Genomic DNA, 16,382 nt, shown 5'->3' with positions numbered 1-16,382 from the left:
GATGTAACAAAAGTAGGGAAAGTTTTGCAAATAAAGGGGGAAATGACTATTTTTGTTGTCTCTTAACAAGCATTAGTTGATATGAATAATAAAAAATCTTTGTTTCTTTTTACATCTCTTTTATCTATTGCTTTGATAGTTGGATGCAAGGGTGAGAAGGCTTCAGCAGCAAAGAAGGTGACGGATTCTGTGGTAGCTCCTCTTCCTACTACTGATTCTGTTGTGGTGGAGAAGGAAATTCGGTTGGTGGTTGACTCTATTGGAAAGTCTTACAGTATGGACAAGGGTGTTGTTGATCTTGCTTATTCCTTCCCTGTATCTGGTCCTCAACCGCTGGTCGATTCGCTCCGTGCTTACCTCTCGTCAGAGATGGCAGAAGTAACTGGTGGTGATGGTGAAGAGAGTGTAGTGGTTAAACCTTATACCAACTTTGCAGATGGTAGGGGAATGATTAGCTACTATGCTAAGAATGCTTATAAGAGTGTAAGCAGGACTTTAGATGAAATTGATGATACAGATGTAGCTTGGAAACCAGAGCTTTCTAAGTTTGTAATGAAGGAAAACGAAACTGATCGTTATGTTACTTATGGCTCTTCTTTTTACATGTATTCGGGTGGAGTACACGGAATGGCTGCAAAGTATGCTGTTACTTTTGATAAGAAGACGGGTGCTAAGTTACTGAATGTGTTGAATCCGAAGGATATAAAAGAACTTCAGCCTATGATTAGAGCTGGTGTTGAAAGTTATTTCAGAAGAACAAGAGTGACTGATGAGGATAAGGATGTGGAAAGTTTGATAAAAAGCTATATGAGTACACTATTCTTAGATACTGCTATTATCCCACTGCCTGCGAATGGTATTTATCTTTCTCCAGAGGGTGTTGTCTTTATCTATGGACAGTATGAGATAGGCTCTTATGCTATCGGAATGCCTACATTTACGGTTCCTTACAGCAAGATAGGGAAGTTTCTGTCTCCTGAGGCACGATGCCTTGCAGGGATTAAGTAGCCTTTTTAATATCCTAATTTGGATTGATTTATATTGGCTTTTGACTTTGTAAAAGCGAGTTAAACCCAAATCGGTCGGTCATTAGACCACAATGTTCATAATTCCTACTTTTGTGTTGTTTCCTAACATCTTTTATTTTCTTGTCGGTAGATTGTCTGTTTTTGTAACTTGACGTAGCCCGCTACGCCTGCGTTGCAAAGACAGTCCAATCTGCTCGACTATAAAACAAAATCTGTTTAGGCTCTAATGACTGATATGGGTTAAATTGCAGCATAGTAAACCCGTAAAACCACAGAGAAACAGGTTAATTGAAAGTGAATTAATGCGAGATGAAACCTGTCGGAAGTGTCATGAGTGCCCCTGTGAAGCATCATCAGACCATCAAGGTTGAATTATCGGTCATTTCTATCCAAGTTTATCGTTCTTATGGTCATACTTACTAAACAAACTTAAAAAAACATAGTTATTTTCGTTATTTTACATAATTAACCTCGTTAAAGACGTTGATTCTGAAGATTTCTGATTAAATTTGCAGCTAAATTCAATTATTAGTATCTGATGCGTAATAAGATATATACTCTCGTAGCTTTAATGATGGCTACTTTGACAGTGACTTCTTGTCTTAATGACGACGACGAGAACAAAGGGGTAAGTTATAGAGACACTGCAATCATAAACTTTACTTTGGGGCAGCTGAAGCAGGTGCGTGATACGGTTACCAAGAAAGGCCGTGACAGTACTTATACTGCGAAGTTCAATGCCGCCAAGGTCAAGTTCTATATTGACCAGGCAAAAGGCTTGATTTATAACCCTGATTCCTTGCCATACGGTACGGACGGTGCTCATGTGCTGACGACTATTACGGCAAAGAACAGCGGCTCCGTCTTCATCAAGTCTACAAAGGATCAATCCTTTTCCTATTACAAGAGCAATGATTCCATTGACTTTACTACTCCGCGTATCTTCCGTGTCTATGCGCACAGCGGGAAGGAATACAGGGAGTACCAGATTTCTGTGAATGTCCATAAGCAGCGGGGCAATGTCTTCAGCTGGCAGAGCCTGCAGGCTAACAGCAATTTTGCTTCATTCAAGTCAATGAAAGCTGTCAGCACGGGCGATAAGATATTCGTGTTCGGTACCAATGGCAGTCAGACTTCAGCTTATGTTGCTTCAAAGGCGAATGGAAACAGCTGGACGAAACTGGGCAAGACCTTCACGGCTGACGCCTACAAGAGCGTTGCAGTGCAGAACAGTAAACTCTTCGTTATTGATAAGGGGACTGTGTACAGTTCGGCTGATGGGAATACATGGAAGACGGTTGTTACGAACAACAGTCTCAAGCAGTTGGTGGCAGCATCACCTGCTGAACTGTTTGCCCTGTCTGCTTCGGGTGGTCTGATGGCATCAAAGGACAATGGTGCAACATGGACAGCCGAGACACTGGACAGTAACTCATCCCTCCTTCCTGTAAACAATATCAACTACTCGCTCACAGCTTTTTCTTCAGATGTGAACCGTGTGCTGCTTGTCGGAACGGTTGCAGGCGGAACGAAGAATGTCTCTTGGACAAAGCTGTCTTACCGTAAGGGTGAGAGTTGGAGCTATGTGGAGAGTAATGCCAGCAAGTTCCTGCTGCCACTCTACAAAACCCTTTCGGTTGTAAACTACGACAAGGCTGCACTTGCCCTGGGCGTAAACAACAGCGGCAAGCTGGAGTCGATGCTGGTTTCACGTGATGGAGGCATCACATGGAAAAGCGACAAGAGCTTTGCTTACCCGACGGGTGCACAGGCATCAGCAGCCTTTACCGCCGCTGTTGACAGTGATGAGTACCTCTGGATAATCAGTGGTACAAAGGTATGGCGCGGCAGACTCAACCGGATTGGCTGGGAACTGAACCTGGAACGTCTGACAGAATAAGATAGTAAGACCAAACTGTAATGAAACGTATCTTCATCAACCTTCTCCTCCTTCTTGCTGCTACGCCTTTATGGGCGCAGTCGGACCCGGAGTATAAGATGGAGATAGGTGCCGGTGTCGGCATGATGGGTTACTTAGGCGACTTCAATGAGTCGTTGACAAAGGACCTGCAGCCGATGGCGACTGTCCTTGCCCGATACAACATGAGTCCTTACATGGATTTGAAGATGAATGTATCGTTTGGAAAGATGAAAGGTTCATCGGCTGATGTCAAGACCTACTATCCACGTTTTGCATCAGCTCCCTATAAGTTCGACAATTCACTGGTTGATGTTGGCTTTGCGTATGAGTATAACTTCCTGCCTTATGGCACAGGTCGTGACTACCGTGGTGCACAGCGGCTGTCGCCATACGTGACGGTCGGACTGGGTGCCACCTATGTGAATATAAAGGATGGCGACCGCAAGTCGGCTCTCTCAGCCAATCTCCCAATCGGACTGGGTGTGAAGTATAAGGTGGGAGAGCGTATGAATGTAGGTCTGGAATGGGCGTTGCATTTCTCACTCAGCGACGAGCTTGACGGTCAGAAGGACCCTTATGGAATCAAGAGCAGTGGTCTTTTCAAGAATACAGACTGCTACTCCACTCTGCAGTTCACGTTCTCCTATAGTTTTATGGCAAAGTGCAGAACTTGCCATAACGAGGACGAATAAAAGAATTAAGCTCCAGGACCATGTTAAAAGGCAATGTCCGAACAGGGCAGACATAAGGTCTGGACAGAACAAATCTAAGGTTTATCTCTTCAATATATATGGTAGAAGAATTAGACATGACACGAATACCACAGCATATTGCCATCATCATGGATGGCAACGGACGCTGGGCAACGGAACGCAACAAGCCACGCTCCTACGGACATCAGGCAGGAGTGGATACCGTTCGTCGTATTACATCAGAGTGCGTACGGCTGGGTGTGAAGTATCTCACGCTCTATACCTTCTCTACGGAGAACTGGAGCCGTCCGTCTGATGAGATTGCTGCGTTGATGGGACTTGTGCTTACGTCCTTGGAAGATGAAATCTTCATGAAGAATAATGTGCGCTTCCGTGTCATTGGCGATATGGCACGTCTGCCGGAAGAAGTGCAGAAGAAGCTGCGTGAGACGGAAGAGCACACAGCGAAGAACTCAGCCATGACAATGGTTGTAGCCTTGAGTTACAGTGCACGCTGGGAGATAGCGAAGGCAATGAAGACGATTGTCGCAGAACATCAGCTGAAGTCGTCTGAGCCTATGCGTCCCGAACTGATTACCGAAGAGATGATCAGCGAGCATCTGGAGACGAACTTCATGCCTGAGCCTGACCTCCTTATCAGGACCGGCGGTGAGCTTCGCATCTCCAATTACCTCTTGTGGCAGATAGCTTACTCTGAGCTGTACTTCTGTGATACCTATTGGCCTGACTTCAATGAGCAGGACCTGAGGAATGCCATTGCGAGCTTCCAGAGCAGACAGCGTCGCTTTGGAAAGACTGAGAAACAAGTAGAAGAAAACGAAAACAAATAAGTTACGCGATAGATGACTAATATAAATAAGGTGTTGATGCTCCTTGCACTCTCTGGAGTGACCCTTTCAATGAGTGCACAGGAGAAAATCGTAAACCCAGACATCACTTATTCAGGTACTCCTAAGACTTACAATCTGGCAGGGCTGGCTGTTACCGGCATTGATGGCTATGAGGATTATGTCCTCACAGGTATCTCCGGACTCAGCATCGGACAGGAAGTTGAGGTTCCGGGAACAGCCATCACAGATGCTGTGAAGCGTTACTGGAAACACGGACTATTCTCAGATGTTTCCATTTCGGCTGACTCTATTGTTGGGGATAATATCTATCTGAAGATACATCTCACACCACGTCCTCGTATTTCAACCATCAATTATAATGGTTTGAAGAAGACCGAGCGTGAAGATATGGAGAAGAAACTCGGACTCTTGATGGGCGGACAGATTACGCCTAACATGATTGACCGTGCGAAGATACTTGCAAAGAAGTACTTTGAGGACAAGGGTTACAAGAATGCGGAGGTATTCATCCGTCAGCGTGACGATGTCACAGCCAAGAATCAGGTTATCCTTGATATCGACGTTGACAAGAAGGAGAAGCTGAAGGTGCGTTCCATCACCATTGACGGCGACAACCAGCTGGGCGACAAGAAAATCAAAGGAACGCTGTTCACCAAGGGTGCCTTCTCAAAGACACATGAGGCTGGCAAGCTGTCCAGCTTCCTGAAGTCAAAGAAATTCACGCCGGAGCGTTGGGCTGAGGATAAGAAGCATCTTATCACGAAGTACAATGAGTATGGTTTCCGTGATGCAATCATTCTCAAGGACAGCGTTTGGAACGTTGACCCGAAGCATGTTGACATCTATGTAAAGGTGGATGAGGGTAAGAAGTATTACATCCGCAACATCAACTGGGTGGGTAATACGGTTTATTCAACTGACTATCTGTCACGTCTGCTCGACATGAAGAAGGGTGATGTGTATAACCAGACCTATATGAACAAGCGTCTTTCACAGGATGAGGACGCTGTGGGCAATGCTTACTGGAACAACGGTTACCTCTTCTATAATCTCCAGCCGACGGAGGTGAATATTGTCGGCGACTCCATTGACCTTGAGATGCGTATCTATGAAGGTCAGCAGGCACACATCAATCGTGTGAAGATTAACGGTAACGACCGTCTTTACGAGAATGTCGTTCGTCGTGAGCTGCGTACAAAGCCGGGTGACCTCTTCTCAAAGGAGGCTCTCCAGCGTTCTGCACGTGAGTTGGCTTCCATGGGACACTTCGACCCGGAGGCAATCAATCCTGTGCCGGAACCAAACTATGAGGACGGTACAGTAGACATCAACTACAACCTCAAGCAGAAATCAAACGACCAGGTTGAGCTCTCACTGGGTTGGGCGCAGACGGGTGTTGTCGGTCGTGTAGGTCTGAAGTTAAACAACTTCTCAATGGCAAACCTCTTCCGTAAGAACCGTGAGCATCGTGGTATCATGCCTATCGGTGATGGTGAGACGCTGTCATTGGGTGCACAGACGAACGGTACTTACTATCAGTCATACAATGTACAGTACTCAACCAACTGGCTGGGAGGCAAGCGTCCTATCCAGTTCAATGTGGGTGTGTCTTTCTCAAAGCAGACGGACGTGTCAAGCAACTATTATAATAGTGCTTACATGAATAACTATAACAACTATCGTTATGGTTATGGCAACTACAATTACAACAGATATGAGAACTATTATGACCCTGACAAGTACGTGAAACTCTTGAGTGTCTATGCTGGTTGGGGTAAGCGTCTTAGCTGGCCTGATGACTACTTCACCTTGTCACTCCAGCTGCAGTACCAGCGCTACATGTTGCGTAATTGGCGTTACTTCATCATGTCGAACGGTGCAGCAAACAACTTGAACCTCAATATTGCGCTTAACCGTACATCAACAGATAACCAGCTCTTCCCACGTCGTGGTTCTGACTTCTCAGTATCTTTGACCATTACTCCGCCTTGGTCTAAGTGGGATGGCAAGGATTATGCACATTTGGCAAACGACCGTAACTCTCCTACTTTCTCAAAGGAGCAGCAGGAGAAGTATCGTTGGGTAGAGTATCACAAGTGGAAGTTCAAGGCACGTACTTTCACAGCCCTTACAAGTGGTCAGAAGTGTTTTGTCCTTATGACCCGTCTTGAGTTCGGTTTGCTGGGCAGTTACAATAAAAACAAGAAGAGTCCGTTTGAAACATACTATATGGGTGGCGACGGTATGAGTGGATACTCTACCGGCTATGCAGAGGAAACGATCGGTCTTCGTGGTTATGAGAATGGTTCGCTCACTCCGTATGGTGCTGAGGGCTATGCTTACGACCGTCTCTCACTCGAGCTCCGTTATCCGTTCCTGCTTGGTAATACAACCATCTACGGTCTTGGATTCGTTGAGGCTGGTAATGCCTGGACAGAGACAAGTAAGTTCAATCCGTTTGATATGAAGCGTTCTGCCGGTCTCGGTGTTCGTATCTTCCTGCCGATGGTGGGTCTGATGGGTATTGACTGGGCTTACGGTTTCGATAAGGTATTCGGTACAAAGGGTGGAAGCCAGTTCCACTTTATCCTTGGACAGGAGTTTTAGCTTGGTTGACGAGTTGACGGGTGAACAAGTTGACACGTTACTTGCAACGTAGGCAGATTGACAGGTGAACAGGTTGACGGGTGAACAAGTTGACGAGTTACTTGCGACGTAGGTGAGTTGACAAGTGAAGAAGTTTACGAGTTGCTTGTAGCAATAAACTAAGTGAATATCGGTAATCATAATTATGAATTAGTAGAGATGAAGAAGAATATTTTTAAGAGTGTATTGCGATACGTTTTACCTCTTTACCTTTTTACTCTGTTACCTTTAACAGCTTCTGCACAGAAGTTTGCACTGATTGATATGGAGTATATCCTCAAGAATGTGCCGGCTTATGAGCGTGCAAATGAGCAGTTGAACCAGGTAAGCAAGAAGTGGCAGGCTGAGGTTGAGGCACTCAATACCGAGGCTTCCACGATGTATAAGAACTATCAGAACGAGGTGGTCTTCCTTTCACAGGAACAGAAGAAGAAGAAACAGGAGGCTATCCTTGCAAAGGAAAAGCAGGCTTCTGACCTCAAGCGTAAGTATTTCGGACCGGAAGGCGAGCTCTTCAAGAAGCGTACCAGTCTGATTACTCCTATACAGGATGAGATTTACAATGCTGTCAAGGACATATCCGACCAGCGTGGCTACAGTCTGGTTATCGACCGTTCGAGCAATGCCACAGGGATTATCTATGGCTCTCCGAAGGTGGATATCAGCAATGAGGTGCTGCAGAAGTTAGGATATTCTTATCAGTAATAAGTTCTATACAGTACAGATTATCCCCAAAGTTCTGGATAGTATAGAGCTAATTAAGAAAAAATAATAAACAACTAAACAATAAGAAAGAAATGAAAAAGTTATTTTTGATGTTGATGCTTTGTGCACCAATGACATTGTTCGCACAGAAGTTCGGTCACCTTGACTCACAGGCTCTCCTCCAGTCACTTCCTGAGGCCACAGCCGTTCAGAGCAAGCTGGAAGCAAAGGGCAAGGAGTATCAGAAGCAGCTCGAGGACATGCAGGCTGAACTGCAGCGTCAGGCAGAGGCTTATGACAAGTCAAAGAGCACGATGAACGCTACAAAGCAGGCTGAGACTGAGAAGAACCTGCAGGATATGTACAACAAGATCCAGCAGACTGCACAGGACAACCAAAAGGCTTTCAACGAGGAGCAGCAGAAGCAGCTCGGTCCTGTTCTTGAGAAGGTTCGCAATGCTATTGCAGCTGTTGCCAAGACTGGTAACTACATTTACATCATGGAGAAGGCTGCTGGTCAGCCATTGTACATCAACGAGGCACTCAGCAAGGACGTTACCGCAGAGGTAAAGGCTCAGTTGGCTAAGATGAAGTAAAACAGTACGGGAGCCTTTGCCCCGTGGTTAATTCTCCTTGCTTTAGCGGCTTGACAAGCCCCTGTGACAGGCAAGTCGTCCCGGTATGTCCCGCCTTTGGGATATTCATCATCACGGTGATAAGAGTTTATTTTCGTGAAAAGAAGAAATTATTTACGTGAAAAGAAATATTTATTTTCATGAAAATAAATATTTTTCTTCGTGAAAAGAATTCCGGGAGAACAGTCTGCGAGGTCGGAAATGACCCTCGCCTACCAACGGGCTGATGCTGTTTCAGAGGAGAAAAGGGTGAGGTCACCGCACGGATTTACGTTCTTGCGATGACCTCATTTTCGTACTTACATATAGAAGAGATAATAACAGACATGATGAAAAAGCTAATCTTTTCCTTCGTTTTCATGCTCTTGCCGCTTCTGGCAGCTGCACAGCAGAGCGTTCCCGCCTTCAAGTTTGCTTACTTCAGTTATGAAAAGGTGTTGCATGCCATGGCCGACTATGCCGCCGCAACCCGTAGTCTGGATGAGCTGAAGGCAAAGTATGATGCCGAGACAAAGCGTTCTGTGGACGATTTCAATAACCGATATGAAGACTTCCTCGATGTACAGCGCAAGCTGGAACCGTCTATTCTGCGTAAGCGTCAGGCTGAACTGGAGGAACTGATGGACCGCAACATCGCTTTCCGAAAGGAGTCTGAACGACTGCTGAAGAAGGCGGAGGAGGATATCTATGCACCAGTCCGCAAGAAACTGAACAATGCTGTCCGTGAGATGGGAAAGGAAAGGGGATATGCTTTCGTCCTCAATGCGGACAATAACGGACTTCCCTATGCCAATACTGCGATGGGGGAGGATATTACCGATGCACTGATTGCGGTACTGAAACAATAACAACAAGGATAAATGACAAAGTATTCCCAACAGCCGGGACCCATCGGTATCTTCGATTCCGGGTATGGAGGACTGACCATTCTGCATGGTATTCGTCAGCTTCTACCAGAGTATGACTATCTTTACCTGGGCGATAATGCACGTGCACCCTATGGTTCACGCTCCTTCGATGTGGTCTATCAGTTCACACGCCAGGCTGTGATGAAACTCTTTGACCAAGGCTGTCAGTTGGTTATACTGGGTTGTAACACGGCATCAGCCAAGGCTCTCCGCACAATCCAGCAGAACAACCTGCCGAGTCTGGACCCTGACAGGCGGGTACTGGGCGTAATCCGCCCTACGGCAGAGGTCATCGGCAAGATTACCCACTCACGTCATGTGGGTGTGCTGGCTACTGAGGGAACGGTCAAGAGCAACAGTTATAACCTTGAGATACAGAAACTCTGGAAGGATATAAAGGTGACGGGCGTTTCTTGTCCGCTCTGGGTGCCCATCATTGAGAACAATGAAGCCGACAGTCCCGGTGCTGATTACTTCGTGAAGAAGCGTATCGACCATATCATGCGGATTGACCCTGAGATTGATACGCTCATCCTTGGCTGTACGCATTATCCCATCCTTATGCCGAAGATACTGAAGCATGTACCGCGAGGGGTGCAGATTGTGCCACAGGGTGAGTATGTTGCCGAGAGTCTGCAGGACTATTTCCGCCGTCATCCCGACATGGATGCGCGGTGCACAAAGCATGCTACGGTGAAGTATTTCACCACGGAAAATCCCGAGAAATTCAAGGAGACGGCACGAATCTTCCTGCATGAAGAGGTGAATGTGGAGCATGTAGACCTGGAGTAAGCCGTCGGAAGGCAATAAAACAGGCAGTAGAGGCGTTAGATAAGAACATAAGAAGAAAAGAATGAAGAAGTTATCTATATTGGTTTTCCTGTCAGCCGTGATGCTGATGGCAGCCTGCTCTGATGATGATACGTTTACGACATCACGGAGTAATCTGCTCTCTTTCTCGACTGACACACTACGACTTGATACCACATTCTCCAATGTTCCTACGCCTACCAAGACCTTCTGGGTGTATAACCATTCGGGAGACGGACTGCGGTTGACCAATGTCCGCCTCTCACAAGGTAATCAGACGGGCTTCCGTGTGAATGTAGACGGCGTTGAACTTTCGGCTGCCAATGGCTATCAGGTCAATGAACTTGAGGTGCGAAACAGGGATAGTATCCAGGTGTTCGTTGAGATGACGTCGCCGCTTAACAATGCGGCAACGCCGCTGGAACTGACAGACAATCTCGTGTTTACGCTCGAGAGTGGTGTACAGCAGAAGGTAAACCTGCGTGTCTACAGCTGGGATGCGGAATTGATAAAGGGACGTAAGATTACAACGAATACCACTTTGACCAGTACGAAGCCGATAGTTTTCCAAGATACATTGAAGGTGGAAGCGGGTGCAACACTGACGATTCCTGCCGGAACGACGGTTTATTTCTCTCAGAAGGCTGCCCTTGACGTTCATGGTACGTTGCGTTGTGAGGGCACAGCTGCCAATCCTGTGATTCTTCGTGGTGACCGTCTGGACAAGATGTTCAAGTATCTTCCCTACGACCGTGTCAGCGGTCAGTGGCAGGGAGTGCGCTTCCGTAAGGACAGTTATGGTAATGTGCTCACGCATACGGACATCCATTCTGCCTATAACGGTATTCTCTGCGATACGGCAACAACAACACAGACGAAGCTGACCCTTGCCAACTCTACTGTTCATAACTGTCAGGGCTATGGTCTGCAGGCGATAAACAGCAAGGTGGAGGCTTATAACACGCAGTTCACCAATACGCTGAAGGACTGCGCTTCCTTTGTCGGTGGAGAGGTGATGCTGACGCATTGCACGTTCGCACAGTTCTATCCATTCGACAGTAATCGTGGTGCATCATTGAGCTTTGGCAATCATATTGACGGCAAGGATTATCCTTTGCTGACATTCAATGTTGTCAACTCGCTTGTGACAGGTTATGCGGATGATGTCCTCATGGGTGGCAATAAGGAGGGTGTGACTGCCAACTATCTGTTCGATCATTGCATCCTTCGCACACCGAAGCCGGATGATGCAACACTTCTTGCACGTTTTACAGATGTAATCTGGGAGAACAGTAAAGATTATCCTGATGGCGGTTACAAGCAGTTTATGCTGGTGGATGGCGACAAGCAGAAGTATGATTTCCACTTGAAGAAGCCAGAGAAAGGCGAGAAGTTCCCGTCAATAGACACTGGCGCAGTGCTCACTGATTCCCGTTTTGCAAATGACCATGATAGCAGGCAGCGTGACGGTAAGCCGGACATCGGCTGTTATGAGCTGATTGCCGATTAAGGTTATCGGGCTTATTTGCCCAATTTGCCTTATTAGTCTAATTAGGCTTATTAGCCCAATACGCCTCATCACCTATAATAAATATCAAATATGAAAACAATAGACATAAGCATCAAAATCGGATTCTGCCAGACTGAAGAGCTCTCAACAGCAGACCAGCACCTTATCCAGAAGGCTATAGAAGCAACCGGCAACAGCTATTCTCCCTACAGCCGCTTCCGTGTCGGGGCAGCCTTGCTGCTTGCTGACGGGACAGAAGTCATGGGAGCAAACCAGGAGAACGCAGCCTTTCCGTCAGGTTTGTGTGCTGAGCGTTCGGCTATCTTTGCTGCCCAGTCCAATTATCCCGACCAAGCTGTCACCACACTTGCCATTGCTGCGGCTAATGAGTATGGGCTGATGCGTGACCCGATAGTTCCTTGTGGTGCCTGCCGGCAGGTCATTCTGGAGATAGAGGACCGTTACAAGCAGCCTGTCCGCATCCTTCTTTACGGTACAGCAGGCGTGTATGTCATCAATAGTGTAAAGGACCTTCTGCCGCTCCAGTTCGTCAGCGAGTCAATGAAGTAGCCCTTTTGCTTCCTGTTGATAGAAGATATGGATTATTTACCCAAAGACCCTGCGATATTGGTAAGCAGTGTAAATATGCTGCTGCGTGATGAAGAGTTTGACACTCTGGAGTCGCTTTGTTATAACTTCGATGAAGATGCTGATAAGATTAAAGCCTATCTGTATGATGCAGGCTATGTCTACAGCGTAGAACAGCGTCAGTTCCGCCCGATAGGTTTTGATGAAAGGAGTGCTTAGCCAATTCACTTTCTTAGCTTAGCGTGCTTAATTAGGCTAATTACCCCAATTAGGCATCGTAATTAGTATAGCTTATAAAAAGTCTGCACAACAGTGGTGCAGATGATAATTATTTTGTACTTTTGCATCATCAAGAAATAAACAACTGATTATGCAAGACTTAGTTATTTACAATACACTGCATCGCAAGAAGGAACTCTTCCAACCGATTGCAGCACCTAACGTGGGAATGTATGTCTGTGGACCGACAGTTTATGGCGACCCGCACCTCGGACATGCGCGTCCTGCTATTACCTTTGATATTCTTTTCCGCTATCTGAAGCACATCGGGTACAAGGTTCGCTATGTTCGTAACATCACGGATGTAGGTCATTTGGAACATGATGCTGACGAAGGTGACGACAAGATTGAGAAGAAGGCACGTCTTGAGCAGCTTGAGCCGATGGAGATAGCACAGTATTACACGAACCGCTATCACGATGCGATGCGTTCGCTGAACGTATTGCCACCGAGCATTGAACCACATGCAACAGGTCATATCATTGAGCAGGAAGAGCTTGTAAAGCAGATTCTTGCCAACGGCTATGCCTATGAAAGCAATGGAAGCATTTACTTTGATGTGGCGAAATACGACAAGGACCACCGCTATGGTGTGCTTTCTGGGCGTAATCTCACCGACATGGTCAATAATTCACGGGAGCTGGCAGGCGTTGGCGAGAAGCGTAATCAGGTAGACTTTGCACTCTGGAAGCGTGCCATGCCAGAGCATATCATGCGTTGGCCGTCACCTTGGAGCGATGGCTTCCCGGGCTGGCACTGTGAGTGTACGGCGATGGGACGCAAGTATCTGGGCGACCACTTCGATATTCACGGTGGTGGTATGGACCTTATCTTCCCGCATCATGAGTGTGAGATTGCTCAAGCTGTGGCTTCACAGGGTGATGAGATGGTGAAGTATTGGATGCACAACAATATGATTACCATCAACGGACAGAAGATGGGCAAGTCGCTTGGCAACTTCATTACGCTCGAACAGTTCTTTACCGGCGAGCATGATACGCTCACACAGGCTTACTCTCCGATGACGATTCGCTTCTTCATCCTCTCTGCCCACTATCGTGGAACAGTCGACTTCTCCAACGAGGCACTGCAGGCTGCTGAGAAGGGATACGAGCGTCTGATGAATGGTATTGAGGACTTGGTACGCATACAGACTGCTGCCGCATCTGATGAGAATACAAAGAAGTTTGTTGCTGTCTTCCGCCAGAAGTGCTATGATGCGATGAATGACGACCTGATGACGCCTGCTGCCATCTCAACTCTCTTTGAGGCATGCCACTTGGTGAACATCCTCATCGACCACAAGGCGCAGATTTCAGCCGATGACCTCAAGGAACTTACTGAGGTAATGCACATCTTTGCCTTCGATATCCTTGGTCTTCAGAATGAGCGTGGAGCTAACAACGATGCCCGTGAGGAGGCTTACGGCAAGGTTGTTGATATGGTTCTCGACCTCCGTGCAAAGGCGAAAGCTGAGAAGAACTGGGCAGTCAGCGACCAGATTCGTGATGCCCTCGCTGATGCCGGCTTCCAGGTTAAGGACACCAAGGACGGTGTTACGTGGAAACTTGACCGATAAGGTGCAGGCTCTTCCAGTCCCAACTCTGTTACAGGCAACCCGCTGAAATTAGCATGGTGTGAGTGGTGGATACTTCTATCTGCCTGTAAATATCAACAAAACAAAGGACAGTTATTCCAGTGTTGTACCAGTGATGCGATTCACTATACACGGAATAGATGTCCTTTTGTTATTTCTTTCTTGTCAAGTTGATATGCCCTTGCCAAAGAACTCCACTCTTTCTCGAAAATTAAAAGCCTGATTTGCCCTTTGTTTTGACACACTTTAAAGCATTATACGAAGTTTGTTTACAGATATTCTGGTAGCCTTTTAGTCTATGATAAGCCCTCTCTTGCGAATTATTTTCACGAAAAAAAATATTTCTTTTCATGAAGAAAAATATTTATTTTCATGAAAATAAATTCTTCTTTTCGTGAAAATAATTCGGCAAATGGCAATTCTTAAGGTTCAGAACCTTGTTTTTATCTTTTTATTCTTTTACTTTTTCACCCTTCAAGATTGGCTTTTAAGCAGGAATGTTTACTTTATTTTAAAGAGCTTATATGCTGTTTTCGTTATTATTCCTTGAAGTACTCGGTGTCAGTTTCCCTGTCAAGCCAGCCTTCTTTACCGTCCTTTCTGAAGTAATAGAACGACTTAGTCTGCTGTGTCAGTTCTTCAAATACAGGAATTTTATCCCGTCCGAAGATGCCTATTTTCCCATCTTTATAGAATAGTATCATACCGTCTTGCTGCATGACTATTGAATCATTCTCGATGGGCAGTAGGATTTCTCCTTTGACTTTCTGTGTTGGATAGTAATGGAACTCCAAAGGATAATCGTCTGGTTTGTTTGCCACAATCTTTGGTTGTATGTTCTTGTCAAAGTCATAATCGTATCGCAGGATACCGAATTTCCCATTTCTTCCAACCTTGATTAAGGAAGGATTAATCTCAATCTCACCATTGATGCCATAGTTTGCATTATAGCTGAAGTTCTTACTTCCGTCAATAATTGAAACAGAGTCGCCAGGCTGGCAGTCAGTTAAGATAAACTTAACCTCTTCTTGGTATCCCCAACCCGGTCCGGTGCTGGTTTTTTGCATCATATATACGCCCTTTTCATTGACTATGTCATATGACCAGTGATCTACAGTACCGCATACACCTATAATCCTACGGACGGGGCTGGATGCCTTTTGTTGAAATTCGTCATAGTAGGCAGCACCTTCATCGTTCAGCACCTCGATACGTCCGTAGACACTCTTTGGTACCTCTCTTACTACTTTTACCTTACCAAGATTTAGTTTGTTCAAATATAGATTGAAGACATCTATCTTGTCTTTCGTCTGGGCGATGATAAAACGGTCAGCATAGCTAATATGGTCATAGTCTTCTCCCAGTACGTTCTCGCCTAATCGGTTTATTAACTGAACTTTGTTGTTTTCAGTTTTCCTTAGACCATAGTAGAATTTGATAAAGTATTGGGTGAAATCATGTGACTTTGTGTCGACATATTTCTCTGTAGCCTCTGTAATATTGACAATGGGACGGTCTGATGAATTCCTAATAAGAATATCTTTGTCGCTGCTTGGAATAAGTAGATAATCAAAGTCTTGACCCCATATGGAAATGAGGACAACTATCTCTTTATTGTCTTTAAACTTCAGTGTCAGTGGGGTGTAAAAGTCTGCTCTGCTTACACGCCATGTCTTCATGGATTCAGGAAGGGTGGTTGAGGCAGCACTGCGATTATAGGAATCATCTTCAATACCATAATACACTTCCTGTACAGAGGCTGTTCCTTGGTTGAGGAACTTCAGGATAAGCGATGTTTTCTCATGCTCACGTCTCCATGTTCCCTTCTCATTGATGTAGAATATCTTTCCGATATAATCATTCAATGAGGTAGATGGCAGGTCGTTGACATTGAGGAAAGTTTTTTTATCAGAGAGAATCTGCTCCTTCGTTACATGGTCATCCTCCTCTGTACAGTCCCAATAGACGAGTTTCATATCTGAGTCTCCTTCCAAATCTACATACTTCTTGTCAGTACGCAGGCTTCTCGTGCGGTACTGGTTATGTCCGATAGCTGTGTACAGTTCTATGGAAGCGGAATTTGCACTATATCCAATGGCATCTACATCGGGAAAGGAAAGTGTCTGCTGTGCCTGTATTTCTGTCGAAAGGCAGCAGAGTGTAATGAGCAAAGAGGTTATACGTTTCATCG

Annotated in this window: 14 protein-coding genes; 13 read left to right on the top strand and 1 reads right to left on the bottom strand. The window is 45.8% G+C overall.

What is annotated here, in order from left to right:
* Positions 1 to 81 precede the first annotated feature (81 nt).
* From ADJ77_RS06630 to cysS, 13 genes are all read left to right on the top strand, one after another.
* Positions 82 to 1,008 carry an RsiV family protein gene (locus ADJ77_RS06630; RefSeq protein ID WP_025077607.1) on the top strand — a complete coding sequence of 309 codons (927 nt, stop codon included), beginning with the start codon at positions 82 to 84 and terminating at the stop codon, positions 1,006 to 1,008.
* Positions 1,009 to 1,566: 558 nt separating this feature from the next.
* Entirely contained in the window at positions 1,567 to 2,928 is a 1,362-nt protein-coding gene (locus ADJ77_RS06625; RefSeq protein WP_025077608.1) for a DUF6242 domain-containing protein, read from the top strand.
* Between the two features lie 20 nt (positions 2,929 to 2,948).
* Complete coding sequence (porG, locus tag ADJ77_RS06620; RefSeq protein ID WP_025077609.1) at positions 2,949 to 3,641, top strand: type IX secretion system protein PorG; 693 nt, start codon at positions 2,949 to 2,951, stop codon at positions 3,639 to 3,641.
* A 98-nt stretch (positions 3,642 to 3,739) separates the two neighbouring features.
* The gene (locus ADJ77_RS06615; RefSeq protein WP_025077610.1) at positions 3,740 to 4,492 is read left to right on the top strand and encodes an isoprenyl transferase; all 753 of its coding nucleotides are present in this window, start codon (positions 3,740 to 3,742) and stop codon (positions 4,490 to 4,492) included.
* Between the two features lie 12 nt (positions 4,493 to 4,504).
* Positions 4,505 to 7,120, top strand: a complete 2,616-nt coding sequence (locus ADJ77_RS06610) for a BamA/OMP85 family outer membrane protein (protein ID WP_025077611.1) — start codon at positions 4,505 to 4,507, stop codon at positions 7,118 to 7,120.
* Positions 7,121 to 7,318: 198 nt separating this feature from the next.
* Entirely contained in the window at positions 7,319 to 7,864 is a 546-nt protein-coding gene (locus ADJ77_RS06605) for an OmpH family outer membrane protein (RefSeq protein ID WP_042740811.1), read from the top strand.
* A gap of 92 nt (positions 7,865 to 7,956) precedes the next feature.
* Positions 7,957 to 8,460, top strand: a complete 504-nt coding sequence (locus ADJ77_RS06600) for an OmpH family outer membrane protein (RefSeq protein WP_025077613.1) — start codon at positions 7,957 to 7,959, stop codon at positions 8,458 to 8,460.
* 368 nt (positions 8,461 to 8,828) lie between these two features.
* Positions 8,829 to 9,347, top strand: coding sequence for an OmpH family outer membrane protein (locus ADJ77_RS06595; RefSeq protein ID WP_025077614.1), 519 nt, complete (start codon positions 8,829 to 8,831; stop codon positions 9,345 to 9,347).
* A gap of 12 nt (positions 9,348 to 9,359) precedes the next feature.
* Complete coding sequence (gene murI / locus ADJ77_RS06590; RefSeq protein WP_025077615.1) at positions 9,360 to 10,199, top strand: glutamate racemase; 840 nt, start codon at positions 9,360 to 9,362, stop codon at positions 10,197 to 10,199.
* 61 nt (positions 10,200 to 10,260) lie between these two features.
* Entirely contained in the window at positions 10,261 to 11,727 is a 1,467-nt protein-coding gene (locus tag ADJ77_RS06585; RefSeq protein ID WP_025077616.1) for a hypothetical protein, read from the top strand.
* A 90-nt stretch (positions 11,728 to 11,817) separates the two neighbouring features.
* On the top strand, positions 11,818 to 12,297 hold the full coding sequence (cdd, locus tag ADJ77_RS06580; protein WP_025077617.1) for a cytidine deaminase: 480 nt from the start codon (positions 11,818 to 11,820) through the stop codon (positions 12,295 to 12,297).
* Positions 12,298 to 12,324: 27 nt separating this feature from the next.
* Positions 12,325 to 12,534, top strand: coding sequence for a DUF4250 domain-containing protein (locus ADJ77_RS06575; protein ID WP_025077618.1), 210 nt, complete (start codon positions 12,325 to 12,327; stop codon positions 12,532 to 12,534).
* A gap of 151 nt (positions 12,535 to 12,685) precedes the next feature.
* Positions 12,686 to 14,173 (top strand): cysteine--tRNA ligase, encoded by a 1,488-nt coding sequence (gene cysS / locus ADJ77_RS06570; RefSeq protein ID WP_025077619.1) that lies wholly within the window; start codon positions 12,686 to 12,688, stop codon positions 14,171 to 14,173.
* Between the two features lie 557 nt (positions 14,174 to 14,730).
* Here the strand turns inward: cysS and ADJ77_RS06565 are convergent.
* Positions 14,731 to 16,380, bottom strand: a complete 1,650-nt coding sequence (locus tag ADJ77_RS06565) for a hypothetical protein (RefSeq protein ID WP_050696163.1) — start codon at positions 16,378 to 16,380, stop codon at positions 14,731 to 14,733.
* Positions 16,381 to 16,382 lie beyond the last annotated feature (2 nt).

The sequence above is a fragment of the Prevotella fusca JCM 17724 genome (assembly GCF_001262015.1).
Classification (GTDB): domain Bacteria; phylum Bacteroidota; class Bacteroidia; order Bacteroidales; family Bacteroidaceae; genus Prevotella; species Prevotella fusca.
Note: the sequence above shows the minus strand (reverse complement) of the source record. Positions and strands in the feature narration are given on the sequence as shown.